Annotated in this window: 17 protein-coding genes and 1 pseudogene; 15 read left to right on the forward strand and 3 right to left on the reverse strand. The window is 59.9% G+C overall.

Translation table 11 applies throughout. The annotated features are described in order from the left end of the window. Nucleotides 1-6 precede the first annotated feature (6 nt). Nucleotides 7-1,203, reverse strand: coding sequence for an acyltransferase (locus QKE19_RS09820; RefSeq protein WP_347890893.1), 1,197 nt, complete (start codon nucleotides 1,201-1,203; stop codon nucleotides 7-9). A 256-nt stretch (nucleotides 1,204-1,459) separates the two neighbouring features. Here QKE19_RS09820 and QKE19_RS09825 point away from each other — a divergent pair, with 256 nt between their 5' ends. Together QKE19_RS09825 and QKE19_RS09830 are read left to right on the forward strand one after the other, a co-directional pair. Continuing rightward, entirely contained in the window at nucleotides 1,460-2,620 is a 1,161-nt protein-coding gene (locus QKE19_RS09825; RefSeq protein WP_048734381.1) for a DUF3068 domain-containing protein, read from the forward strand. 81 nt (nucleotides 2,621-2,701) lie between these two features. Further along, the gene (locus tag QKE19_RS09830; RefSeq protein ID WP_070549972.1) at nucleotides 2,702-4,534 is read left to right on the forward strand and encodes a hypothetical protein; all 1,833 of its coding nucleotides are present in this window, start codon (nucleotides 2,702-2,704) and stop codon (nucleotides 4,532-4,534) included. On the opposite strand, the gene QKE19_RS09835 is transcribed toward QKE19_RS09830, so the two are convergent. Then, nucleotides 4,514-5,692, reverse strand: a complete 1,179-nt coding sequence (locus QKE19_RS09835) for a glycosyltransferase family 4 protein (protein WP_069358925.1) — start codon at nucleotides 5,690-5,692, stop codon at nucleotides 4,514-4,516. The two genes, QKE19_RS09830 and QKE19_RS09835, sit on opposite strands and share 21 nt — an antisense overlap. A 93-nt stretch (nucleotides 5,693-5,785) precedes the next feature. Here QKE19_RS09835 and QKE19_RS09840 point away from each other — a divergent pair, with 93 nt between their 5' ends. From QKE19_RS09840 to QKE19_RS09865, 6 genes and pseudogenes are all read left to right on the forward strand, one after another. Continuing rightward, a complete protein-coding gene (locus QKE19_RS09840; protein WP_141739555.1) occupies nucleotides 5,786-6,640 on the forward strand; it encodes a class I SAM-dependent methyltransferase in 855 nt (284 codons plus the stop codon). A 172-nt stretch (nucleotides 6,641-6,812) separates the two neighbouring features. After that, nucleotides 6,813-7,882, forward strand: a pseudogene (locus tag QKE19_RS09845) (iron-siderophore ABC transporter substrate-binding protein). 122 nt (nucleotides 7,883-8,004) lie between these two features. Continuing rightward, on the forward strand, nucleotides 8,005-8,925 hold the full coding sequence (locus QKE19_RS09850; RefSeq protein ID WP_070437322.1) for an iron ABC transporter permease: 921 nt from the start codon (nucleotides 8,005-8,007) through the stop codon (nucleotides 8,923-8,925). After that, the gene (locus QKE19_RS09855; RefSeq protein ID WP_049171768.1) at nucleotides 8,922-9,977 is read left to right on the forward strand and encodes an iron chelate uptake ABC transporter family permease subunit; all 1,056 of its coding nucleotides are present in this window, start codon (nucleotides 8,922-8,924) and stop codon (nucleotides 9,975-9,977) included. Before QKE19_RS09850 ends, QKE19_RS09855 begins: the two co-directional genes overlap by 4 nt. 36 nt (nucleotides 9,978-10,013) lie before the next feature. Continuing rightward, nucleotides 10,014-10,820, forward strand: a complete 807-nt coding sequence (locus tag QKE19_RS09860; RefSeq protein WP_147766164.1) for an ABC transporter ATP-binding protein — start codon at nucleotides 10,014-10,016, stop codon at nucleotides 10,818-10,820. Nucleotides 10,821-10,860: 40 nt separating this feature from the next. Next, nucleotides 10,861-11,859 (forward strand): siderophore-interacting protein, encoded by a 999-nt coding sequence (locus tag QKE19_RS09865; protein ID WP_347890896.1) that lies wholly within the window; start codon nucleotides 10,861-10,863, stop codon nucleotides 11,857-11,859. A gap of 42 nt (nucleotides 11,860-11,901) precedes the next feature. Here QKE19_RS09865 and QKE19_RS09870 read toward each other — a convergent pair whose 3' ends face one another. Next, a complete protein-coding gene (locus tag QKE19_RS09870; RefSeq protein WP_070595687.1) occupies nucleotides 11,902-12,255 on the reverse strand; it encodes a VOC family protein in 354 nt (117 codons plus the stop codon). Nucleotides 12,256-12,460: 205 nt separating this feature from the next. On the opposite strand from QKE19_RS09870, the gene QKE19_RS09875 reads away from it, so the two are divergent. The 7 genes from QKE19_RS09875 to QKE19_RS09905 all read left to right on the forward strand — a co-directional run bounded on the left by QKE19_RS09875 (nucleotide 12,461) and on the right by QKE19_RS09905 (nucleotide 23,598). Then, nucleotides 12,461-13,696: an acetyl-CoA C-acetyltransferase gene (locus QKE19_RS09875; RefSeq protein ID WP_048760224.1), complete on the forward strand. Its 1,236-nt coding sequence runs from the start codon at nucleotides 12,461-12,463 to the stop codon at nucleotides 13,694-13,696. A 74-nt stretch (nucleotides 13,697-13,770) separates the two neighbouring features. Continuing rightward, nucleotides 13,771-16,002: a 3-hydroxyacyl-CoA dehydrogenase NAD-binding domain-containing protein gene (locus tag QKE19_RS09880; RefSeq protein WP_347890898.1), complete on the forward strand. Its 2,232-nt coding sequence runs from the start codon at nucleotides 13,771-13,773 to the stop codon at nucleotides 16,000-16,002. Between the two features lie 141 nt (nucleotides 16,003-16,143). Then, nucleotides 16,144-17,772: a protein adenylyltransferase SelO family protein gene (locus QKE19_RS09885; protein WP_347890899.1), complete on the forward strand. Its 1,629-nt coding sequence runs from the start codon at nucleotides 16,144-16,146 to the stop codon at nucleotides 17,770-17,772. Nucleotides 17,773-18,251: 479 nt separating this feature from the next. After that, nucleotides 18,252-19,997, forward strand: coding sequence for an ABC transporter substrate-binding protein (locus tag QKE19_RS09890; protein WP_347890900.1), 1,746 nt, complete (start codon nucleotides 18,252-18,254; stop codon nucleotides 19,995-19,997). A gap of 4 nt (nucleotides 19,998-20,001) precedes the next feature. Continuing rightward, on the forward strand, nucleotides 20,002-20,928 hold the full coding sequence (locus QKE19_RS09895) for an ABC transporter permease (RefSeq protein WP_016421610.1): 927 nt from the start codon (nucleotides 20,002-20,004) through the stop codon (nucleotides 20,926-20,928). Then, nucleotides 20,921-21,919: an ABC transporter permease gene (locus QKE19_RS09900; RefSeq protein WP_049171781.1), complete on the forward strand. Its 999-nt coding sequence runs from the start codon at nucleotides 20,921-20,923 to the stop codon at nucleotides 21,917-21,919. The genes QKE19_RS09895 and QKE19_RS09900 overlap by 8 nt, the downstream gene beginning before the upstream one ends. Continuing rightward, nucleotides 21,916-23,598, forward strand: a complete 1,683-nt coding sequence (locus QKE19_RS09905) for an ABC transporter ATP-binding protein (RefSeq protein WP_347890901.1) — start codon at nucleotides 21,916-21,918, stop codon at nucleotides 23,596-23,598. Before QKE19_RS09900 ends, QKE19_RS09905 begins: the two co-directional genes overlap by 4 nt. Nucleotides 23,599-23,800: the final 202 nt, after the last annotated feature.

Raw genomic sequence — 23,800 nt, forward strand, 5'->3', positions numbered from 1 at the left:
GAGCTGTTAGCGGTTGACCCAGACGCGTGCGAAGAAGCGGCGGGCAGGTTCCTCGACGAGCGCGTAGGAGGCGGCGGCCACTGGAATCGACAGTGCGACCGTAACAATGGTGACACTGAGCAGATGGCCGGTAAATAGCTTCACACCAAGCAGCGGGAATGCGATGGAGAGCATCGCCACGTGCCAGAGGAAGATGCCGTACGACCAGCGCCCCAGCGCCTGTATGATGGGGTGTTCGAGGAAGCGCGACTCCGGCGCCATCGTCCAGGGGCCGATGATGGCGGCACCGAAGACCAGCCCACACAGCAGACGGCGGGTGAATTCCCAGTTGGTGAGCTCGACTAGCCCTTCGGGCCCCAGGTAGGAAGCCAGGACCAGCGCACCAACGGCGATCGCCAGCCACAGTGGGCGGCGGCGAGCCCAGCGCTGCATGGTTTCCACCCTCGCGCGGGCAGCATCGGTATCGACGCCCTGGAGCGATTCCAGCTCGGCGAGAATCATGCCAGCTGCGAACCAGGAAAAGTATGCAATCGGCTGAATATGCGGGTTAACGCCTTCTGGGTACGGCAGTGGCAGGTAGGGCCAGCCAAAGCTCAAGATTGCGAGCAGGGAAATTGCCACTATGCGGCGCCCCTGCTGGCAATGCGGGTCCAACCGGCTAAGCCCGATGGCAAACAGCGGCAGCGCGATGTAGAACGCGACCTCCACCGACAATGACCACAGGTGCGTCAACCCACCGTGCAGAGAGCCGGAGAAATACACCTGTGTCAGCGTCAGGTTTGTCAGCCAAATCTTGAGATCCGCGCCACGCCCCACCGGCAGTGCGATGAGCACAATAAGCACCAGCACCCAATACGCAGGCATAATGCGCGCGACGCGCTTCTTGTAGTACTTCGCCCAGCTCTTCTTCCGTCCGCCGTCGGCATCGGCCAATGCTTTACGACGGGGGATTCCGCCATAACCCGAGCGGTGAGAACGCCACAACAGGAATCCGGACAGCACGAAGAAAACAGCCACGAAGAAGTCGAAGCGGCCGAGGACGCGTTCCCACAGGGCTCCCACATCATGCCCGGTCTGGAATGCGACGTGAGTACCGATGATGCCCATCGAAGCCACAGCGCGCAGCCCCTCCAGCGAGGGCAGGAAGCCTGGGCGGAAGGTGGTGGCAGAGTTCGGCACAGCGCTCGGCGTAGGGTTCGGCATAGCGCTCGACGCTGTGTCTTGCCTAGCGCTTGGAGCTGCCGCAAATGCCTTGGACGTCATAGTACTTTCTTACACGGATACCGGAATGAGTAAAATCACTTGTATTCTATTATGAAATAAGTCCTGTTCAGGCCGGTTTTTCCAAAACTCTTTTGTTTTCCCGACAAGTTATTTTTTAAAAACACACCACATAACTCCTAACTTCCTGCTAGGTTTTGCAGCAGAAAGTTACGTACAGTTAAAGGACTATCCGCTGATGAAGAGAACTCTCGGACATGCACTGATTATCATCGGTGCTGCATTGATTGTCATTGCCGTCCTTCTGCCAACCTTCCTGGTGCCTCGCCTCCGGGTCATCCCACTTGACACTGTGAGCGACACCATCACGGAGGTGCGCGACGGCACCCTGTTGGACTCCAGCCAGCTGGGCAAGAATGAGCCAACGCCAAACCGCAAGAATGACCCGCGCTGCAAGGCAGAGACGGACGAAGAGAAGCGCGATCTCCCGGTCCACTGCTTCATCAACGACAAGACTCCGATGCAGTCGAAGCGCCACGTTGAGATTGAGGAGCCGGCTGACGACAAGATTGCAACTCTCCAGGTCGGTACCACTCTGCTGCGCGATGACCGCGAAGAGCCGAAGAACCTCATCAATGCGACCCTCGACCGCATCACTGTTGACCGCAGCACTGCGTACCCGGTAGATGACCCGATCTCCAGCGTTGCTATTAACGCACCGCAGGGTGGTTCGGACACCAAGCCGCCGACGTTCACCCGTCCGGGCATCCAGTACCAGTTCCCGTTTGGTGCTGAGAAGAAGTCCTACCCGTACTACGACGTCCAGGCGATGCGTAACTTCGAGATTGACTTTGTCGGTGAGGAAACTCAGGATGGCGTCAAGGTCTACAAGTACTCCATGACCATTCCGCCGCAGAACCTCTACGAGTCCCTGACCGAGCACTTCACTCGCGACGGCCGCAAGCTCACCGAGGCTGACAAGTCCTCGCTGGCTTCCATGCGCCTGAGCTTCCCGGCTCACAAGTGGGGCCTGGAGGGTGACGACGACGTCGAGCTGGATCGTTACTACACCAACGTCCGTACTGTCCGCGTCGAGCCGACTTCTGGCGTGATCGTCAACGGTACTGAAGAGATGTTCATGTTCTACGCCAAGGACGACAAGGAAGCTGAAGAAATTGCTTCCAAGGCTGGCCGTGAAAAGGAAGCCAAGGAGCAGAACCGTACCGCGATGAAGTACACCGCTCAGTGGGACGAAGGCTCCAAGGGCCGCCAGATGGACCGCGCTAAGGAAGCACGTAAGTCGCTGACTATCGGCGGCACTGTCGCACCGTGGATCCTCGGTATCCTCGGCCTGGTTCTCATCGTGATTGGCTTCCGTGTTCGCAGCAAGTCCGCCTAAGACGCCAAACTACGGTGCCACAGGCTCTCGCTTACCCTAAGTTTCACTGAGGAAAGCGAAAAATAATTTAATATAGGGCACGTGACACAACGTTTCCGCACTACTCTGACCCAGTCGGCTCGCTCTCATTCGGAGCGAGTCGCCTGGGTTTTTGTGTTGTCGTGGATTCTCCTGCTGACCGCTGCCGTGTGCTGGCCGCTCTTTGTGCCCCACAAGGCCCCGGCCGATGGTCGCTTTGGGGCACCGATGTTTCTGCTGCGCGACATGGTCATCCCCAATCACCCACCGCTTACCGACGCGGCCCTGGGACTCGGCCCCGCTGCGGCACGAGCTGTTCCGCAGGACACCGCACTGTGGGCACTGGGCTACTTTGTGGATGCCAGCCATTGGGTGCGCTTCGGCATGGTGGGCGCCTGTTTGATTGGTGGTCTTGCAGCTGCTGAGCTCGCCCGCAGGTTCACTCGCCACGGCTCGGGCACCAGTAGCGCATCCGGTGCGGGCCTTGTACCCATGACTCCGAGCTTGGCCAGCCAGCTGATTGCACCGACGATGCTGCTCTGGAACCCGTTTGTGGTCGAGCGTTTGCTCCAGGGACAGTGGTCACTGGTCATCGCCGTATTGCTGCTTCCGGCAGTTGTTCTGGCAACGCAGATGGGTAGTGCCTTGTGGCGCACCAGCGCAATTGCCGCTGCGGGTCTCACGCCGACCGGTGCCCTTTTGGCTGGTATCACCGGCATTGTTACCGCTCGCAATAACCGCGACCGCGCTTGGATTGTGGCCACAACAGTAGCGGTCAGTTCACCGTGGCTAGTGGCATCTTTGCTGAACCCGAGTGCAGCTGGGTCCTCCGATGCGGCTGGCGCTGCCGCATTTGCGGCCAGAGCAGAGGCACACGTCGGCACGCTCGGCAGCCTGTTGGGATTGGGTGGCATCTGGAATAAGCAGGCTGTGCCACTGACGCGCGAGGTTGGTTTTTCGGCGATTATGGTGCTGGCACTCCTGGTGCTTATGGGCCTGGGATTCCGTCGTGCCTGGCATTCGCAAGAGCGCTGGCGGGGGCTGATTATCACTGGCGCCACGGCCATCATGCTCGTCGCTCTCGCCGCAACAACGCCGGGCATTTTGATGATGGGTTGGGCGCTGGAGCACATCCCGGGCGCGGGCCTGCTTCGTGATACGCAAAAGTGGATCGCGCTCGCCGTCCCCGCCTATGTCATCCTCGCCGCAAGCGGTGCGGAATACCTGGCACGCCGCGCTCGCGGGACCACCGCCAACATCGGCCAGTGGTTGGCTACTGGCGTCAGCGCGCTCATCATCATCGCCGCTGTCCCCACGCTGCCCGCCGATGTCGCTCCACTCCGCCCCATTCCGTCATGGGAAGGCTGGTCGGCGGTTTCCGGTGTGGTCGCGCTTGACGACGATCGCGTTGCGGTTCTACCTGCCGGTTCTTACCGCATTATTAATGGGCGTCCTGTCCTCGACCCGGCTACGAAGATTTTGCCCGCTCCGGTGGTGAGCTCTGGCGAACTGATTGTCTCTGGGCAGTCGGTGTCTGGCGAGGGAGCCACAACCGTTGAGCGCACGCTGCTCGGTGGTGCGAAGAGACACGAGGAGCTTGAGTCTGCGCTCCAGAGTCTTCGAGACCAAGGCGTTGGCTGGGTCCTAGTGGAGAATTCGCCCGGCAACTTCGGCGACTCCGCTGACATTGTGGCAGCGTTAGACCCCGTCTATGAAACACCTGACCTGCAGCTATACCATGTCCCCGGCGTTATCGAGCCGGCCACACAACCAAGCCAGGGGGCCTATGCAGCTGCGTGGACAGCCTTTGGAATCTGGACTCTTTGCCTACTCGCTGGGCTGCTGGCGGGGCTACTGACTGGAGTAATGGAAGCGCTACTGCCCCGCCGCAGGTAGCAACTTATCCAGTGTTGGGTTTTCCAAGACATTCAGAACTGCCTCACCGGTCTTGTCCCAGCCAAATTCCGCGGCACGGGCGACGCAGGCCTTGGACATTGCGCGATGCAGTTCGCCGTTATCGAGAATCTGTCGTGTCTTGGCAATCAGGTCAGCTTCATCGCTGGCCAGCAGGCCAGTTTCGCCGTCGTTGACCGAATCGCGCAAGCCCGCCGAGGAGCGATAACCGACCGTCGGCACGCCGTGCTGCGCTGATTCGATGACGGCGAGCCCCCAACCCTCCTTGCGAGAAGGCATCAGGTGCAGACACGCCTTGGAGAGGATGCGGTGTTTGTCCGCCTCGGTGACCTGCCCGTGGAAGACGACGTGGTCCGAAACGCCCTTGTCACGGGCATATTCCACGAGGTTGTCGTGCCACCACCCCGAGCCAATAACATCGAGAATCGCACCTGGACGATCTTGTACAAGATCTGCAAGCACATCGATGGCGTGCTCAATCTGCTTATGCGGAACCAATCGCGACAGCGTCACCAAATGCGGTGCTGGACCGTCGCACTCGGATAGGTCCGCCATGATTTCGGTCGACTGCAACTCCTCCGGAATCGGGTCCACACCATTGCGGATTACCGCGATGCGCCCCGGCGACACTCCAAGTTCTACCAGTTCAGCGGCACTTGGCTCGGAAACTGTGATGTAGCGGCAGCGGCGGTGAATCATCGGCGACAGACGCGACTCGATGAACCACCCAAGCTTGCTAATAATCGGCCCTGCCACTGGCCACTGTTCGCGGTGGCAGTGATGTGTTAGCAGCACCGTCGGTGCGCCGGAGAAAATCCGCGCGAAAAAGGGGACACCGTTTTGGGTGTCGACCACGACATCCGGCTTGCCGCCGAGCACCTTGGCAATTGGGCCCACGCCAAATCGCGCACCCAGCATCGCGGTCCAGGAGCGCACATAGACGGAGAAGTTTCCACCAGCGCGGGAGAACGTCACGCCATCACGACGCGAAAGGGCTGGTGCGTCTGGGTAACTGGCCGTGCGGAACACCACGGTGTGACCTTGGTCGGCAAGGTAACCTGCGACGCGCTCCAAATAGCGCTCACTACCTCCACCTTCGGGGTGACCAGTGTCGCGCCAACACAACAGTAAGATTTTCATAACAATATGAGCCTAACGCTCGGCGCGGCTTTCGTTGCCGCTTTAGCTCAAATCCATACTCCCAAACCCAACCAGTCCATTAGATTGTTTGACGTGACCAGCTTTCGCTTTCCCGCTTTTATCGTCCCGCCCGCTCTGAAAGAGCTGCGCAGCTTTGCTACGCTGTCGCGCTCATTCGGGCTGCTCAACGACTTCAAATACGAGCAAACCGATCCCGATATCTTCTACGGGCACCTGGCTGAGGACACCATCGGCCTGTTGGAAGGCATCGCAGCTGGGGCGGATGGTGCGGCGGGGTCGACGGACACAGGGGGCACGTCGTCAAGCGTTACGACGAATACCGCACTGCGTGGCAAGCGCATCCTTGATGTCGGCGGCGGCCCTGGGTACTTTGGCCGAGCATTTGCCCAGCGTGGCGTGGAATATTACACCTGCGAACCCGATGTGGGCGAGATGGCGGCGGCGGGTATCAAGCTGGAGTCGTCGGTACGCGGATCGGGGCTGGAACTGCCGTTTCGCGATGACGCGTTTGACCTGACGTACTCGTCGAATGTCGCCGAGCACGTGCCCGAGCCATGGACGATGGGCGAGGAAATGCTGCGTGTAACCAAGCCGGGCGGACTGGTCGTTTACTCGTACACCATTTGGTACGGCCCGTTCGGCGGCCACGAGATGGGGATGACGCATTACCTGGGTGGCGACCGCGCGCGGCGCATGTATGAGAAGAAGCACGGCAAGCGACCGAAGAACTATTTTGGCGAGTCCCTGTTCAAGGTCGGTTGCGGTGAAGGATTGAAGTGGGCGCGCGCTGCCGCGGAGGCCGGCGACTGCGAGCTGCTGGCCGCTTTCCCGCGCTACCACCCGTGGTGGGCCTGGTGGATGGTGCACGTGCCGGTGCTGCGCGAGTTCGCGGTGTCGAACCTGGTGTTGGTGCTGCGGAAGCGGTAGGGGGTTCATAGAGGAAGCCTTTAGAGCCCCTGAACGCAAACCGTCACCCTAGCCCCCCCAATACCACCCCTGCTTTTAGGATAGCCTGCCCTTTGTTACTGTTTCCGACATTCGGTAGAATGCTGGGCTCGGGAGTACTCAACGAGACTCTTCGCACAAACAAAGGACCTACATGAACAAAACCTTCAGGACCCTGACAATCGCGGTGGCCAGCGGAGCCATCGCATTCACCATGGCAGCCTGCGGAAGCAGCGACACGAGCAGTGAAAACAACGCCAGTAGTGTCAGCGCCTCGGACGCCAACACACAGCTCCCTGTGACCATCAAGCACGCGTTCGGCGAGACCACTATCAAAGAGGCACCGCAGCGAATCGCGACTGTCGGCTGAGCGAACCATGAAGTACCGCTTGCTCTGGGACAAGTGCCCGTTGGCATGAGCAAGGCCACCTACGGTGACGATGACGGCGATGGCATCCTCCCGTGGGTTGAAGACAAGCTGAAGGAACTCGGCGCAGATTCCGGCGACAAGAAGCCGGTGCTCTTCGATGAAACCGACGGCATCCCGTTTGAAAAGGTCGCAGACACAAAGCCTGACATTATTCTTGCTACTTACTCCGGAATTTCTCAGGAGGACTACGACACGCTCTCCAAGATTGCGCCTGTCATTGCCTACCCCGACATGGCATGGGGCACATCATTGGAAGACATGATTCTGATTAGCTCCAAGGCGATCGGCAAGGCCGATGAGGGCAAGAAGCTGTCCGAGAACTTGGACACCACTATTGCCGACGCTCTTGAGAAGTACCCGAACCTCAAGGGCAAGAAAGCACTCTTTACCTCCTTCGGTGGCAGCTCCGACCCATCAAAGCTTGGTTTCTACTCCACCGAAGATCCACGCATGGGATTCCTTGTAAACCACGGTCTTGCAGCACCGAAGATCGTCGAGGAACAGTCCAAGACTGCTGACAAGTTCTGGGTTGAAGTCTCCACTGAGAACCCGGAGCAATTCGATGACGTCGATGTCATCATCTCCTACTCCTCGGGCGATAAAGCCGAGGATGAAAAAACGTCAAGGATATGCAGGCGGATCCACTGCTTTCCAAGATTCCGGCGGTGAAGAACGGCAACATTGCCTTCCTTGAAGATGGCCCGCTAGGAGCCGCCTCGAACCCCTCACCGCTCTCCATCCCTTGGGGCATCGACCGTTACTTCGCAGCGCTTAACGAAGGATTGAAGAAGTAATAGTGCCAACCTCAGTCCATGCTGCTTCAACAAAGTCCACTCCCCCTCCTTCGACGACCACCAAGTCAGCTGTATTTGTTCTCTTGCTGATACTTGGACTGGTATCGGTGGTCCTGTCGGTTATGTTCGGCATACGCAGTATTACGTTCACCGAGGCGCTTTCCGCCTTAGGTGGAGCTACCGACACCGCGGGAGAAGCTGCAGCGTGGACACGCATTCCGCGTACCGTGCTGGCACTGTGCGCGGGTGCAGCGCTCGCCACCTCGGGCGTAGCCTTTCAAGCTGTTACTCGAAACCCGCTTGCGGACCCCGGAATATTCGGCGTTCTTGCTGGCGCTTCTCTAACAGTTGTTATCGGTATCACCTTTTTCAACATCAGTCGCACACTGCCGACAATGCTAGTTGCGTCAATGGGCGCCTTCGCAGCTGCAGTGTTTGTCTACTGCGTGGGATCAATCGGCCACGGCGGAGCCACTCCACTCAAGCTAGCTCTTGCTGGAGCTGCCACGGCCGCCGCCCTATCTAGCTTGACCAGCGCCATCTTGTTGCCGCGCGCCGATGTCATGGACGAATTCCGCAACTGGCAAATCGGCTCCGTCAGCGGTGCGCAGTGGGAATCACTGACGGTCGCTTTCCCGTTACTTGGGCTCGGGTTCGTCATCGTCTTTTTAACCAGCAGCGGCCTCAACGCACTCTCCCTTGGCGATGATGTCGCCACCAGCCTCGGCATCAACTTAACCCGCACGCGAGTCCTGGCAACACTCGGCGCGGTGCTGCTCTGCGGGACCACCACTGCCGTCACCGGTCCGATTGCCTTCGTCGGTCTCATCGTCCCCCACGTACTCCGGATGATCCTTGGAACCGACCACCGCGTTCTCATCCCAGCAAGCGCTCTGGCAGGAGCAGTATTGCTCACGCTTGCTGACACCGTCGGGCGCCTCGTCGGTGACCAATCCGAGATTGCTGTCGGCATCATCATGCCCTTCCTCGGAGCTCCACTGTTTATTTGGATCGTGCGACAGACAAGGATGCGGGAACTATGACAAACCTCGCCCCCGAAACGCGCCCGCAGAATAGGGCCAGCGAATTAGCGACCGCTATCCAAGAACAACGCGGTCACGCCCGAATTCGTTTTACGCTCACATTATTGGTTCTAGCAGCGATTACGGCCGTACTGTGGCTGCTGAGTCTCATGCTTGGAGATTCCTTCTATTCCCTTGCCGATGTCATCGGCGTCATTCGCGGTGACACCGTCCCCGGGGCATCTTTCACAGTGGGAGAGCTACGCCTACCACGCGCCACGATTGCAATTGTCGCCGGCTTCGCGTTTGGCGTATCAGGAACAATCTTCCAAACGATGCTGCGAAACCAGTTAGCCTCACCGGACATTATCGGTATTTCCGCTGGTGCGGCCGCTGCTGGTTCGACCATGATTGTGCTGTTTCAGGCCTCTCAGACTGCCGTGTCAACGGTGGCGCTGATGGCGTCGTTAAGCGTGGCCGCTCTGACCTACCTGCTGGCGTTGAAATCGGGATTTGCCGGCACTCGCCTGATCCTGACGGGAATCGGCATTGCGGCGATGCTGCAGGCATGGACCACCTACGTGCTGTCGAAGGCTTCCGCGTGGGATCTGCCGACGGCCACACGTTGGTTGACTGGATCGCTGAATAACATCTCGTGGGAGCGCGGATTACCGCTGGTTATTACCGTTCTTGTCGTAACACCGCTGCTCTTGATTGGTGCGCACAGGCTATCAATCTTGGAGCTTGGCGACGACATCGCCACCTCACTCGGACTGCGCGTGAACCTGCTTCGCGGAGCTCTTATTGTCGGCGCCGTCATGCTCATCGCAGTGGCGACATCCGCAACCGGACCAATCTCATTTGTCGCATTCATGGCAGGCCCGATCGCGATGCGAATCTTTAGGCCCGGCGCGAACCTCATAGTGCCATCTGGATTGGTTGGAGCATTCTTGGTGCTTGTCGCAGATTTAGCCGGCCAATACCTCTTCGGCACGCGTTATCCCGTCGGAGTTATTACCGGCGCGCTCGGAGCACCCTTTTTGATCTATCTGCTCGTCAGAACATCTCGATAGCTGCGCTTTGTTCATCAAACCAAGGAGTCACTCACCGTGTCCGCACAACTGAATGCTCAGTCCCTTACTTCTGGATATGGGGAAAAACCCATTGTGAAAGACCTGACTTTGTCATTCGAAGCAGGCAAGATTACTTCGATTGTCGGACCAAATGGTTGTGGCAAATCAACGTTTCTACGTACGCTAGCTCGTTTGATTCGGCCATCAGCTGGATCCGTCGAGCTGGACGGCAAGGAGCTAGGTTCCTATTCTTCCCGCGAATTGGCAAAGCGGCTCGGACTGCTTCCGCAGACCCCTATCGCTCCTGACGGCATCACTGTCGCAGACTTAGTCGGCCGTGGTCGAACCCCCTACCAGGGAATTCTGGGTCGCTGGAGTTCAGCCGACTACGACATCGTCACCGAAGCTATGGAAGCTACCCGAGTCGCAGACCTCGCAGGGCGGTGCGTCGAAGAGCTCTCCGGCGGCCAGCGTCAACGTGTGTGGATTGCAATGGCACTCGCACAACAAACCGATGTGCTGCTTCTCGACGAACCTACAACCTACCTAGATCTAAAACATCAACTAGAAGTCCTGGATCTACTAACTGATCTCAATCAACGCCGAGGCACCACCATCATCATGGTGCTGCACGACCTCAACCTGGCTGCTCGGTATTCGGATGTTCTCGTCGCCATGCGCGACGGACGACTGCATTCCGCAGGAGCGCCTGTCGACGTGCTCACACAAGAGCTGACCCGGGAGGCGTTCGACCTCGAATCGCTGATTATTACCGATCCGGTCTCAGGGCTACCCACTGTTATGCCTGTGGGCCGCCACCACTCAAAACTAGCCCAGCACTAGCTCAGTAGATGTAAGCAACTCATCAGAATTAAGGATTCCTATGGGATACCAGCCACACCGCGTCCGCGTTGCCCACACGCGACAGATTTCCCCGCACTTTCAGCGCATAACACTTCACGGCGTGGAGAATGTCGGTCCGAAGGACACGATTCGGGACGTCCGTATCAAAGTCATTATCCCAGCAGCTGGTCAGCTTCCAGAGCTGCCGGAGGAGAATTGGTTCGCTACCTGGCAAACCCTTGACCCCGAGACTCGCGGCTATGTCCGCACGTATTCCATCCGCGCTTTTCGACGCAACTTGCCAGACGACGCTCCCGATGAACTCGACATCGATTTCGTGCTACACCCCGATGCCACTGGACCAGCCTCTGCGTGGGCTGCAAAGGCACAGGTCGGCGATGAGCTGCTCATCATCGCACCGGCACGAGATGATGAATCCGGCAGCGGCATCGAATTCGCCCCTGGAGCTAGTAGTCGCATCGTGATGCTTGGAGATGAAACTGCCTTACCTGCAATTGCGAAAACCCTGGAGGAATGGCCAGCGGGAGTGCAGGGAGAGGTGTTTATTGAGATTCCATCTACCAGCGATGTCCAGAAGCTAGAGGTGCCATCTGGAGTTTCGGTGAAGTGGCTGGCTCGAGCGGAAGATGAGCACGACACTTCGGGCGAGCTGCTGTACTCCAATCTGGTGAAGCTTGTCAGCAATGCGCTAAGCCCGGTCGCGCGAGAATCACTGTCAAACGTTCTCGAGGGGAATGCGGCAACCACTGCGTCGACAGGCGAGGATGACCCCAACTTTCTGATGTGGGAGACTCCAAGCTATTCCCAGTCAGGTGAAGATATTTCCAATTCCAGCGGCGAAGACACGGCCAACGCCGGATCTCCGAATCCGACACTAACCGGGACTTACTTTTGGATTGCAGGTGAGTCTTCAGCGGTGATTCGGATGCGGAGGCTGCTGGTGAAGGAATGCCACGTTCCGAGGAAGCAGGTGTCGTTCATGGGATATTGGAAGCGGGGTCAGGCAGCGAAGGGATAGCAAGAAATGCAGTGCTAGCAATCGCTGCAGGCCGGATCGTCACTACGCAGGCTCGACTGGAGTCCACGCGCCGAGCTCGTGACCTGCGGGCGTCGTGAAGTAGAAGCGACGACCGCCTGGGAAGTCGTACGGTTCCTTCGTAATTGTGCCACCCGACGCCTTGACCTGCTCGTATGTGGCATCCAGATCCGACACCCGGATGAGTGGCATGATTGCGCGCGTTGGATCCTCGGCGTTAACGCCACTGGCGGTGCCGGAATCTCCAGTGTCGGCGTAGTCGTCGCCGTACATGGCGTAGGTCCAGCCGAAAACGGATGAGAAGAAGTCGCGGACTGTGTTCAGTTCTTCAACGGAAGAGGCGGGGAACTCGATGTAGTCGATGCGGGAGTCGCTCATGAGCCAAGTCTAGGAGAATTGGAGGAGCCACAATCGCCACCTAAAAATACTTATGTAATTACCCCCGGTTTCTCACATAACCGCAGGTGGGAGACTACAGGGAGTCAACTTTCTCCCCAGCACCCCTCAAATCACCCCCGGCAATCCGCCATTCGTTATAGAGTGACGCACGACACTTTACGACGAATCTGTGAGGTAAAAACACATGACTTCCGCCACCATTCAGCCGGGCGGCGAAGCCTTCATCTACGAGGCAATTCGCACCCCGCGCGGCAAGGGCAAGAAGGACGGCTCCCTCCACGAGGTACGCCCGGTATCACTTCTCGTCGGCCTCATCGACGAAATTCGCAACCGCTTCCCGGACCTGGATGAAGAACGCATCAGCGACCTCATCGTTGGCTGCGTCAGCCCGGTCGGCGACCAGGGTGCGGACATTGCCCGGACCGCAGCACTCACCGCAGGTCTGCCGTACCGCACCGGCGGTGTCCAGATCAACCGCTTCTGCGCTTCCGGCCTCTCCGCCATCAACTTGGCTGCTCAGAAAGTCCGCTCCGGCATGGACGAGCTCGTCCTCGCCGGTGGCGTCGAGTCCATGTCCCGCGTGCCAATGATGTCCGACGGCGGTGCAATGGCGATGGACGCACAGGTCTCGTTTGCGACCGACTTCGTCCCGCAGGGTATTTCCGCTGACCTGATTGCATCGCTCGACGGCTTTGACCGTGAGTCCCTCGACGAGATGGCAGCACTCTCCCACGCTCGTGCCGCAAAGGCTTGGTCTGAGGGCCGCTTTGACCGCTCCGTCGTCCCAGTCAAGGACGCTAACGGCCTGACCATCCTCGATCGTGATGAGACCATCCGCGAAGGCGTCTCCGCAGAGTCCCTCTCCGGTCTGCGCGCAGCCTTCACCATGATGGGTGAGCAGGGCGGCTTCGACGCAGTTGCACTGAAGAAGTACCCGCAGCTTGAGCGCATTAACCACGTCCACCATGCAGGTAACTCCTCCGGCATCGTCGATGGCGCTGCACTGACTCTGGTTGGCTCTGAGAAGGCCGGCGCAGACATGGGTCTGACCCCACGCGCACGCGTTGTCGCCACCGCCGTCAATGGTGTCGAGCCGACCATCATGCTGACCGGTATCGAGCCGGCTGTCCGCGAGGCACTGGCCAAGGCCAACCTGACCGTCGACGATATCGACGTCTGGGAAATCAACGAGGCGTTTGCCGCCGTCGTCAAGCACGCTCAGCAGAACCTGGGCATCGACTACGACAAGCTCAACATCAACGGTGGCGCAATGGCCATGGGTCACCCGCTGGGTGCAACCGGTGCCATGATCACCGGCGCCGCAATCGATGAGCTGCACCGCACCGGTGGCCGCTACGCCCTCATCTCGCTCTGCGTGGCTGGCGGCATGGGTGTTGCAACCATCATCGAGCGCGTCTAAAGCAAACCGGAACGAAACTCACAGCGACAATTACCGCGGTCACACCGCGATAACCACAAAGGACTGACTGATTTATGAGCACAGATAACATGTTCCGGTGGGATCAGGACGACGCCGGAATCGTCACCCTCACCATGGATGACCCGAATGCGCCGGTCAACACCATGAACAAGACCTTCCAGGACGACATCCGCGCCACCGTGGAGCGCCTGGAAAACGAAATTGGCGACGGCTCTGAGACCTCCATCAAGGGCATCATCATCACCTCCGCGAAGAAGACCTTCTTCGCAGGTGGTGACATCAAGCAGATGTCCAAGGCCACCGAGGACGATGCAGCTGACATGTTCGGCATGGTCGAGGACATGAAGGCCTCCCTGCGTCGCCTGGAGAAGCTCCCGGTGCCAATTGTTGCTGCCATCAACGGCGCAGCACTGGGCGGCGGCCTCGAGGTCGCGCTGGGTGCTAACCACCGCGTTGCTGCCGATGCCCGCGGTTCCAAGATTGGCCTGCCAGAGGTCACCCTCGGCCTGCTGCCGGGCGGCGGCGGCGTTTCCCGCGTCGTGCGCATGCTGGGCATTCAGGACGCGCTGATGAAGGTCATTCTGACCGGCGCTCAGATGAACCCGGGCAAGGCCCTCGCAGCTGGCCTCGTTGACGAGGTTGTTGCTCCGGAGCAGCTCATCGACACCGCCCGCGCATGGCTGACCAGCGAAGACGCCAAGGCCGCACAGCCGTGGGATGAGAAGGGCTTCAAGATCCCAGGCGGTGACCCGAAGACTCCTAAGTTCGCAATGAACCTGCCGTCCTTCCCGGCAAACCTGACCAAGCAGCTCAAGGGCTCCCCGATGAAGGCTCCGCGCCTTGCGATGCAGGCTGCCATCGAGGGCTCTCAGGTCGACATCGACACTGCACTGCGTATCGAGTCCCGCTACTTCACCGAGCTGGTCACCGGCACTCAGTCGAAGAACATGATGCAGGCGTTCTTCTTCGACCTCAACCACGCTCAGGGCGGCGGCTCCCGTCCGCTGCAGGCTGACGGCACCCCGTACCCGAAGCGCGAGTTCAAGAAGGTTGCCGTCGTTGGTGCCGGCATGATGGGCGCAGGTATTGCATACGTGTGTGCAAAGGCAGGCATGGAAGTTGTCCTGAAGGACATTTCCCTGGAGAACGCCGAGCGCGGCAAGGCCTACTCCGAGGGTCTGGAGGCCAAGGCTCTCAAACGCGGTCGCACCACTGAGGAGAAGTCCGCAGCGCTGCTGAACCGCATCAAGCCGACCGAGTCCTACGACGACCTGTCCGACGTCGATCTAGTCATCGAGGCAGTCTTCGAGAACACCGACCTCAAGCACAAGGTTCACGCCGAGATCGAGGCCGCAGTTCCGGAGACCTGCATCCTGGGCTCCAACACCTCCACCCTTCCGATCACCGAGCTGGCTTCCCACGTCAAGCGTGAGAAGGACTTCATCGGCCTGCACTTCTTCTCCCCGGTGGACAAGATGCAGCTGATTGAGATCATCTCCGGTGACAACACCGACCCGGCAATCCTCGCCGCTTCGCTGGACTTCGCTGTCGCAATCCGCAAGATTCCGATTGTCGTTACCGACTCCCGCGGTTTCTACACCTCCCGCGTCATCGGCACCGTTATCAACGAGGCCCTGCGCATGGTTGCCGAGGGCTACGACCCGGCCATCATCGAGGCCGCTGGTCGCCAGGCCGGTTACCCGGCACCGCAGCTCCAGCTTGCCGACGAGCTGAACCTCAAGCTCATGGAGAAGATCGCTGGCGAGACCCGCGCAGCCGCCGAAGCTGCAGGTCAGACCCTGGACGAGGGCGGCGTGCCGGCCCTGGTCGAGGCCATGCTGCACAAGTTCGAGCGCCCGGGCAAGCTCGAGGGCAAGGGCTTCTACGAGTACGTCGACGGCAAGCGCTCCGGTCTCTGGCCGGGCCTGTTCAACGAGCTCCGCGAGGAGCTGAACATCACCCCGATTGCTCCGGAGGACACCGACCTGCAGGAGCTGGTTGACCGCATGCTCTTCATCGAGGCCATCGAGACTCAGAAGTGCGTCGACGAGGGCGTTCTGCTTCACGACGCCGACGGCAACATCGGCTCCATCTTCGGTATCGGCTACCCGGCCTGGACCGGTGGTACTCGCCAGTTCATTAAGAACTACGACGGCGCCACTGTTATCGACCCGGCCGCAGCTCACCCGGAGCGCCGCGGTGTCGCAGGCTTCGTCGAGCGCGCCGAAGAGCTGGCCGCTAAGCACGGCGAGCGCTTCAACGCTCCGGAGTCCCTGAAGAAGTAGGGCTACCCCGAGCGCACCCCGGTTGCTGGAATTGTTCCAGCAACCGGGGTTTTCCGCCTTCGAGGCCACGTCAACGTACGTAGCACCGCTGAACGCACCAGCGCGCCAACCCCAATTCGGCCTACCCGTTAAACTGCGCACATGGCTAGAAACGTCGCTGATCTTCCCACCGCACTGCCTGAACTCGCTATCTCCCAGGAGGGATTCGCCGCCCCATCACCGCAGCTGGTCATGCTTAACGACGAGCTCGCGACCCAACTCGGCCTCTCCCCACAGTGGCTCCGGTCAGACGCTGGCCTGAAGTTCCTCACTGGCCGCGGCGCCGATCACGGAGTCGACAGCGGCGCCGGCACCCCACCCGGCGCATACACAACCCCGATGGCCACGGCCTACGCCGGCCACCAGTTCGGTAACTTCGCAGGCCTACTCGGTGATGGTCGCGCGCTCTTGCTTGCCACAGTTGAGGCTGAACCGGGGCTGACTGGGCTGCACTGTCCGCCTAACCAGCCCGACTGCCCCAAAGAGACAACCCACAGCGACAGCACCCAGGCCTACGAGATCCAAGCGAAAGGCACCGGCCCCACGCCCTTTTCCCGTGGCGGTGACGGCAAAGCCACGCTGACCTCCGCGCTGCGGGAGTACCTCATCAGCGAAGCCATGTATGCGCTCGGCATCCCCACCACCCGCGCGCTGGCGGTCATCAAAACCGGCGAAGAGATTTACCGCGGCTCGCAAACCCCATTCGACAACACCGACCCCACCACCGAACTTCAACCGGGTGGCATCGTCGTGCGCGTAGCATCCAGCCACCTGCGAGTTGGCACGTTCGAGCTGGTCGCTCGCTCCGGAACGGACACCGGAATCATGGATCGGCTCATCGAGTTCGCCGCGCAGCGGCATGGCTACGAGGGTTCGGCGGAGTCGGTTCTCCGGGACGTCGTCAAGCGGCAAGCCAATCTCGTTGCGGCGTGGCTGGCCTGCGGTTTTGTCCACGGCGTGATGAACACCGACAATGCCAGCATCGCGGGCGAGACCATCGACTTTGGGCCGTGTGCGTTTCTGGATGCGCACGATTCGCGGGCGGTGTTTAGCAGCATTGATCACGGCGGTCGGTACGCGTACGGCGCGCAGCCAACAATCGCGGGGTGGAACATGTCGAAGCTCGCGGAGACATTGCTACCGCATTTCGCAGGCACCCCGGAGGATGCCCTCGCACGCGCCCGCGACATCCTGGGCGAATTCGCCGACGAATTCACCGATGCGCTCAGCCGCAGGTGGCTGCCCAAGTTGGGGATTCTCCCCTCGCTTTACGACGACCCGCTGGCCATCCCCCTGGTGCAGCAGTGGCAGGCGTTGCTGGCGAAGTTTGGGCTCGACCATACGAATGCTCATCGGGCGCTGATTGAGGTTCTGGCCGATGGTGATGGGGATACAGTTGCTGCGTTGGCTGCGCTGACCAGGCTGTCTGATGATCCTGCGTTCCCCGCTGCCGCGACTGAGTGGAGGCAGTTGTGGCAGCGGACGCGGGAGGAGCTGGGAATCGACCAGACGACGGCCCTGGCACTTATGGAGGAAACGAATCCGCTGTATATTCCGCGAAACTACCTGGTCACGGAAGCGTTAGCGGCGGCAGGGGCGGGGGATCTGACCGACTACCGGCACCTGCTGGAGGCGGTAACCAACCCCTTTGAGTCGCAAGACGTCCCTGCGGGGTTCACGGAGCCGGCACCGCGGGAGTTGGGTGCTTTCCACTCGTACTGCGGGACTTAATGCGCTGTCTCTCCGCCTCCTTCAAAGTCCACTTCCTCTTCCAAAACCCACTTCACGACACGGGTGTCACCTCGTGCCAACTGTGGAGGTGGCATGAGGTGACACCTGTGTCGTGAAGTCGCGGATGGGGCCGGACAGGAGCCCGGCGGTGGGACAGCCAGAAATTCAGCAGCCCCAACCCCTGCGGGGGTGCCAGGATGTTACAACGTTGCACCACTGCACAGGATTAACTCCCCAATCGAGGGTAAAAGACACCGTCAAATAAGGGATGGTTCGCCTGATTAATACTCATATGTTTTTTGGACTTGTATGGTTAGAGACTGTATTGAACGGTCGTATCCAAACCTTAGAGCCCACCACACCCAAGTTGTCACCACCACCATTGCCTATGCAGGTGGGAGGTGGGTATCTAAGTCATTTGGAGTGAGCCGATCACCAAATTCATATCGCCTATCTGGCAGAATCTAGAAAGGCTCGCGATGCATAGACCCGTTGCCTCCGGCCCCTTCCACACCCGGCAGAAACTCCGGCGGAAGCTCCGACAGCGAGAGAAGTCCCGTGCCACAAAACTGCACGCAACAACGCTCAGCGGAAAAGGAAAGTTCACGCTGCATGTCCGCCAGATCCTGGCGGCTTTGCTGGTAATCGCCTTGCCAGGAAGCGCGCTCGCTGCCTGCAGCACTGACCAGCAACAGGTCGGCGCGGGGTTCATTGTGGTCCAGAACTCCGAACCACAGTCGCCGCTGTACACCACTGACACCAATGAAACCGGTGGTGGCGATATCCTCCGCATGCTCTACTCAGGTCTGGTGCGCTACGACACCGACGGCTCGATGATCCTGGACCATGCGGCAGAAATTAAGCCCAACGAGGACTCGACTCATTTCGACATCACGCTGAAACCGGGCTGGACCTTCCACAACGGCGAACCAGTCACCGCGCAGAGCTACATCGATGCCTGGAATTACGCTGCCTACGGACCGAACCTGCAGAAGCAGCAGTCCTTCTTCGCCAACGTGCAGGGTTTTGATGCAGTCTCGGGAGAAAAGGCCACGGAGAAAACCCTCTCCGGCCTGAAAAAGGTCGATGCCCTGAGGTTCACCGTGGATCTGACCAACCCAGATTCCTCCTTCCCGCTCAGCCTCGGCTATGTCGCGTTTATGCCGCTGCCGAAGGCCGCGTTCGAAGACAAGAAGGCTTTCGGTGAACACCCAATCGGCAATGGACCGTACAAGATGGCCGAAGGCCGCGCTTGGCTGCACAACAACCAGCTAACTGTGGTTCGCAATGATGACTTCGCCGGTGAGCACAAGGCCCGTAACAACGGCCTGGTATACCGCTTCTACTCGGACGTGGACACCGCATATGCAGACCTCCAGGCCGGCCGCCTGGACACGCTGCCACGCACAATTCCACCAACGGCTCTCGCCAGCTTCCAAACCGACTTCCCCGACTCCAGCGCAAACGTCCCGACCTCCTCTTCGCAGTACTTCGCAATTCCGCGAAATCTGCCAGGTTTTTCGGGTGAAGAGGGCAAGCTTCGTCGTCAAGCGATTTCCATGGCGATTGACCGGAAACTAATCACTGAGAAGATTTTCTTCGACACCCGCACCCCGGCGCGCGAGTTCAGCTCGTTGACGCTCGGCGACCTTGACCCGAACGTACCTGGCCAAGAGGTGCTGGAATACAACCCGAAGAAGGCCCGCCAACTGTGGGCCGAAGCCAACAAAATTGCGCCGTTTACCGGCTCGTTCGACATCGCCTACAACGCCGACGGCGGACACCAGCAGTGGGTCGAAGCGGTGACCAACATGATTGGCGAGACCCTCGGCATCGATTCCCACGGCAAGGCCTACCCGACCTTCAAGCAGCTGCGCGATGAAATCTCCAACGAGACCATCACCAGCGGCTACCGCACTGGCTGGGCAGCTGACTACCCATCTGTGGCCAACTACATGATCCCGCAGTTCGTCACCGGTGGTTCCTCGAATGACAACCACTACTCCAATCCGGAGTTCGACAAGCTGATTCAGGAGGCGGCCTCGGCAAAGAGCGCAGACGATGCCAAGCCAATTTATGTCAAGGCTCAGTCTGTGCTGATGGAGGACCTGCCAGCGATTCCGCTGTGGTACCCCAATGCTTCGGTGGCGTGGAACCCGAAGCTGCGCAATGCCGTAGTGATGTGGGACGGCATCTTGGACTACCCGATGATTGAGAAGGACTAGCACCATGGGTTGGTATATCGGAAAGAGACTCCTGCAGATGGTGCCGGTATTCTTCGGTGCCACACTGCTGATTTATGCAATGGTCTTCGCCATGCCAGGCGACCCCATCGCTGCACTGGCTGGCGATAAGCAGCTGCCACCGGAGCAGGTCGCAGCACTGCGCGCCCACTACCACCTGGATGAGCCTTTCCTCGTCCAGTACTGGGAGTACCTCAAGGGCCTGTTCACCCTGGATATGGGCGAGACCTTCTCCGGTCGCTCGGTCGGCGAGGAAATCGCGCTGGCCTTCCCTATTACAATTCGCCTGGCTCTGATGGCCGTTGCCATTGAGGCCATTTTCGGTATCGGCCTCGGCGTTATTGCCGGTATGCGCAAGGGCGGCTTCTTCGACTCCACCGTTCTGGTGATGTCCCTGCTGGTTATCGCAACTCCGACCTTCGTGCTCGGCTTCGTGGCCCGCTACCTCTTCGGTGTGCGCTGGGAGATTGTCTCCCCCACCGTTGGTAGCGATGCCTCCTTTACCTCCCTGCTGCTGCCGGCATTCGTGCTGGGTCTCGTCTCGGTTGCTTATGTTCTGCGACTGACGCGCTCCGAGGTCTCGTCGGCACGCCATGCTGACTTCGTACGCACTGCCCGCGCCAAGGGCTTGCCAACCTCTGAAGTCACCCGTCGCCACATCTTGCGCAACTCGCTAATTCCCGTTGTGACCTTCATCGGCGCTGATCTCGCGGCTCTGATGGGCGGCGCAATTGTCACCGAGGGCATCTTCAACGTGCCAGGTATCGGTGGCCTGATCTTCCACGCCGTCCAGATTGGTGAAGCTCCCACCGTGGTCAGCATCGTGACCATCCTGGTGGTTATTTACATGTTCGCCAACTTGCTCATCGACTTGCTCTACGCAGTCCTGGATCCGAGGATTCGTTATGCCTAAGCCAGATTCGACGCAGTTAGATTCGACTCAGCCAGAAAAGCAGGCCAACGCCGTGCATACCGGCACCGCGCAGGCCAACACCGCGCAGGCCCCCGCCGCACAGGCGACGAACCCCGACCACAAGCAGTTGCCGGATACCCCACCACTGGGGCTCTGGGGTTCGGCCTGGCAGAACCTGCGTTACCGCCCACTGTTCTGGGTTTCCGCATTCATTATTTTGCTCTCCATCGCAGTGGCCGCATTCCCGTCGCTGTTCACCTCTGTGGACCCGACGGCGGCAAACCTGCGTGACTCGCTGGCCCCAGCCCGCGACGGCCACCCGATGGGCTTCACTCAGCAGGGCTACGACGTCTACGCCCGTGTCATCTACGGTGCCCGCGCCTCGGTCATCGTCGGCATCGGCGTCACCCTGGCCGTGACCGTGGTGGGCATCATCCTCGGTGCCATCGCTGGCTATCTTGGCGGTTGGGTCGACGCGGTGCTCTCCCGCATCACGGACATGTTCTTTGCCATCCCCCTGATTCTCGCCGGCATCGTGCTGATGCAGCTGTTTACCGAACGCACCATTTGGTCCGTGGTCTTCGTGCTCGCTGCTTTCGGCTGGCCGCAGATGGCGCGCGTGGTGCGCTCCTCGGTGATCTCAGTGAAAAACGAGGAATACGTCACCGCCTCCAAGGCGCTCGGTCTGTCCAGCACTGGCATTCTCTTCCGCCATGTGCTGCCGAACTGCCTCGCCCCTGTCATCGTCATGGCCACGACCTCGCTGGGTATTTACATCGTCGCCGAGGCCACGCTGTCCTACTTGGGCATTGGCTTGCCGACGACCACCGTTTCCTGGGGCAACGACATCTCTGTCGCACAGCAGGTGCTCCGCCAGGCCCCGTCCAACCTGTTCTGGCCAGCACTCGCCCTGGCGATTACCGTTCTCGGCTTCATCCTCATGGGTGACGCTTTGAAGGATTCTCTCGACCCGAAGGAGCGTCGTCGATGAGCACCGACACCAATACTTCCGCAGCGCCCATTCTCACCTTGAAGGATGTCTGCATTGGCTTTCCGACGACCACAGCGTCCGGCCGCCGCAGTAAATCGTTGACCGATGTCGTGCATGACGTCGACCTTGAGGTTTTCCCCGGTGAGACGGTCGCCATTGTCGGCGAGTCCGGCTCGGGTAAGTCCACCACTGTCCACGCCGCGCTGGGGCTGTTGCCCGGTGATGGTGAAGTCACCGGTGGCACCATCACCTTCGATGGCCGTGACATCACACACCTGACCGACCGCGAGTTTGTTAGCATCCGCGGCAACGGCATCGGCCTGGTCCCCCAGGATCCGATGACCAATCTCAATCCAGTGTGGACCGTCGGTTCCCAGATTAAGGAGGCGCTGCGCGCCAACAACATCACCACTGGCTCCGAGGCCCACAAAAAGGCGATTGAGCTGCTGGAACAGGCTGGCCTGCCGAACGCTAAAAAGCGTATCGACCAGTACCCGCACGAGTTCTCCGGTGGTATGCGCCAGCGCGCACTTATCGCGATGGGCTTGGCCGCGCACCCAAAGCTGCTGATTGCCGATGAGCCCACGTCCGCTCTCGACGTGACCGTGGCGAAGAAAATCCTCGACCACCTCGACAAGCTCACTAGCGAACTCGGCACGTCCGTGGTGCTTATTACTCATGATCTCGGTTTGGCTGCCGAGCGCGCTGACCGACTCGTCGTTATGCAAGCAGGACGTGTCGTGGAGACCGGCCCTGCCCTGCAAGTTCTCACCCGCCCGCAGCATCCATACACCAAGCAGCTAATCGCGGCGGCTCCATCGCTGGCTGCCCGGCGCGGTGATCGCGTGGTGGCGGCGCCGACGACATCGGATGCGGACCAGAAGGAGATTCTGGTCGCGAAGAACTTGGTGCGCGACTTTGCCATCCGCGGCGACCGTCCGTGGCGCAAGGATTCCTTCCGCGCCGTCGATGACATCAGCTTTACGCTGCGTCGCGGTCGCACCATCGGAATCGTGGGCGAATCCGGTTCGGGCAAGTCCACTGTCGCCAACATGGCGCTGGGGCTGCTCGATCCGACCGAAGGCGAAGTGCTTTTCGACGGCAAACGCGTCCAGGGCCGGAGTCGTAAAGAGGAGCTGGAGCTGCGGCGTCGCATTCAGCCGATTTTCCAGAACCCGTATGCGACGCTGGACCCGATGCGCACGGTGCATTCCTCCATCGAGGAGCCGCTGCGGATTCACAAGATTGGCACCAAGAAGGAGCGTGAGCAGCGCGTATTCGAGCTTCTCGACCGCGTCGCTCTTCCCGCGGAAATGGGGCGCCGCTTCCCCGGTGAGCTGTCGGGTGGTCAGCGTCAGCGTGTGGCGATTGCGCGTGCACTGGCCCTGAACCCTGAGGTTGTGGTCTGTGACGAGGCGGTGTCAGCACTCGACGTGGTGGTGCAGGCTCAGGTGCTCGAATTGCTTGCCGAGCTACAGGAAGAGCTGGATCTGGCCTACCTGTTCATCACCCATGACCTCGCTGTGGTGCGGCAGGTGGCTGATGAGGTCATCGTGATGGAGCACGGCAAGATGGTTGAGCACCGTCCTACCGACGATCTCTTCGACCACCCGGAGGAGGAGTACACCCAGCGGCTGCTGGACGCTATTCCGGGCGCTTCGCTGGATTTGGATCTGTAGCTGGGCGGTGGCCTGTTTCCCCAGGGCACTTCGCTCCGCCCCCCCCTTCTGGGCCACTTCACGACACAGGCGTCACCTCGTACCAGCTGTGGAGGTGGCATGAGGTGACATAGGTGTCGTGAAGTGGCTGGGCGATTTTGCGTCGGAGCGGATTGAGCGAGAGAAGAGAGAAAGCTATCCGGAAAGACCGTCCAGACAGCCT

Origin of the sequence: Corynebacterium sp. c8Ua_99, assembly GCF_039907185.1 — a bacterium.
GTDB lineage: Bacteria > Actinomycetota > Actinomycetes > Mycobacteriales > Mycobacteriaceae > Corynebacterium > Corynebacterium jeikeium_D.

What these genes read in the sequence shown, in the direction of transcription:
- QKE19_RS09820 (WP_347890893.1), bottom strand. Translation starts at nt 1,203, where the DNA reads ATGCCGAACCCTACGCCGAGCGCTGTGCCGAACTCTGCCACCACCTTC.
- QKE19_RS09825 (WP_048734381.1), top strand. Translation starts at nt 1,460, where the DNA reads ATGAAGAGAACTCTCGGACATGCACTGATTATCATCGGTGCTGCATTG.
- QKE19_RS09835 (WP_069358925.1), bottom strand. Translation starts at nt 5,692, where the DNA reads ATGAAAATCTTACTGTTGTGTTGGCGCGACACTGGTCACCCCGAAGGT.
- QKE19_RS09850 (WP_070437322.1), top strand. Translation starts at nt 8,005, where the DNA reads ATGTTCGGCATACGCAGTATTACGTTCACCGAGGCGCTTTCCGCCTTA.
- QKE19_RS09855 (WP_049171768.1), top strand. Translation starts at nt 8,922, where the DNA reads ATGACAAACCTCGCCCCCGAAACGCGCCCGCAGAATAGGGCCAGCGAA.
- QKE19_RS09865 (WP_347890896.1), top strand. Translation starts at nt 10,861, where the DNA reads ATGGGATACCAGCCACACCGCGTCCGCGTTGCCCACACGCGACAGATT.
- QKE19_RS09870 (WP_070595687.1), bottom strand. Translation starts at nt 12,255, where the DNA reads ATGAGCGACTCCCGCATCGACTACATCGAGTTCCCCGCCTCTTCCGTT.
- QKE19_RS09875 (WP_048760224.1), top strand. Translation starts at nt 12,461, where the DNA reads ATGACTTCCGCCACCATTCAGCCGGGCGGCGAAGCCTTCATCTACGAG.
- QKE19_RS09880 (WP_347890898.1), top strand. Translation starts at nt 13,771, where the DNA reads ATGAGCACAGATAACATGTTCCGGTGGGATCAGGACGACGCCGGAATC.
- QKE19_RS09885 (WP_347890899.1), top strand. Translation starts at nt 16,144, where the DNA reads ATGGCTAGAAACGTCGCTGATCTTCCCACCGCACTGCCTGAACTCGCT.
- QKE19_RS09890 (WP_347890900.1), top strand. Translation starts at nt 18,252, where the DNA reads ATGCATAGACCCGTTGCCTCCGGCCCCTTCCACACCCGGCAGAAACTC.
- QKE19_RS09895 (WP_016421610.1), top strand. Translation starts at nt 20,002, where the DNA reads ATGGGTTGGTATATCGGAAAGAGACTCCTGCAGATGGTGCCGGTATTC.
- QKE19_RS09900 (WP_049171781.1), top strand. Translation starts at nt 20,921, where the DNA reads ATGCCTAAGCCAGATTCGACGCAGTTAGATTCGACTCAGCCAGAAAAG.
- QKE19_RS09905 (WP_347890901.1), top strand. Translation starts at nt 21,916, where the DNA reads ATGAGCACCGACACCAATACTTCCGCAGCGCCCATTCTCACCTTGAAG.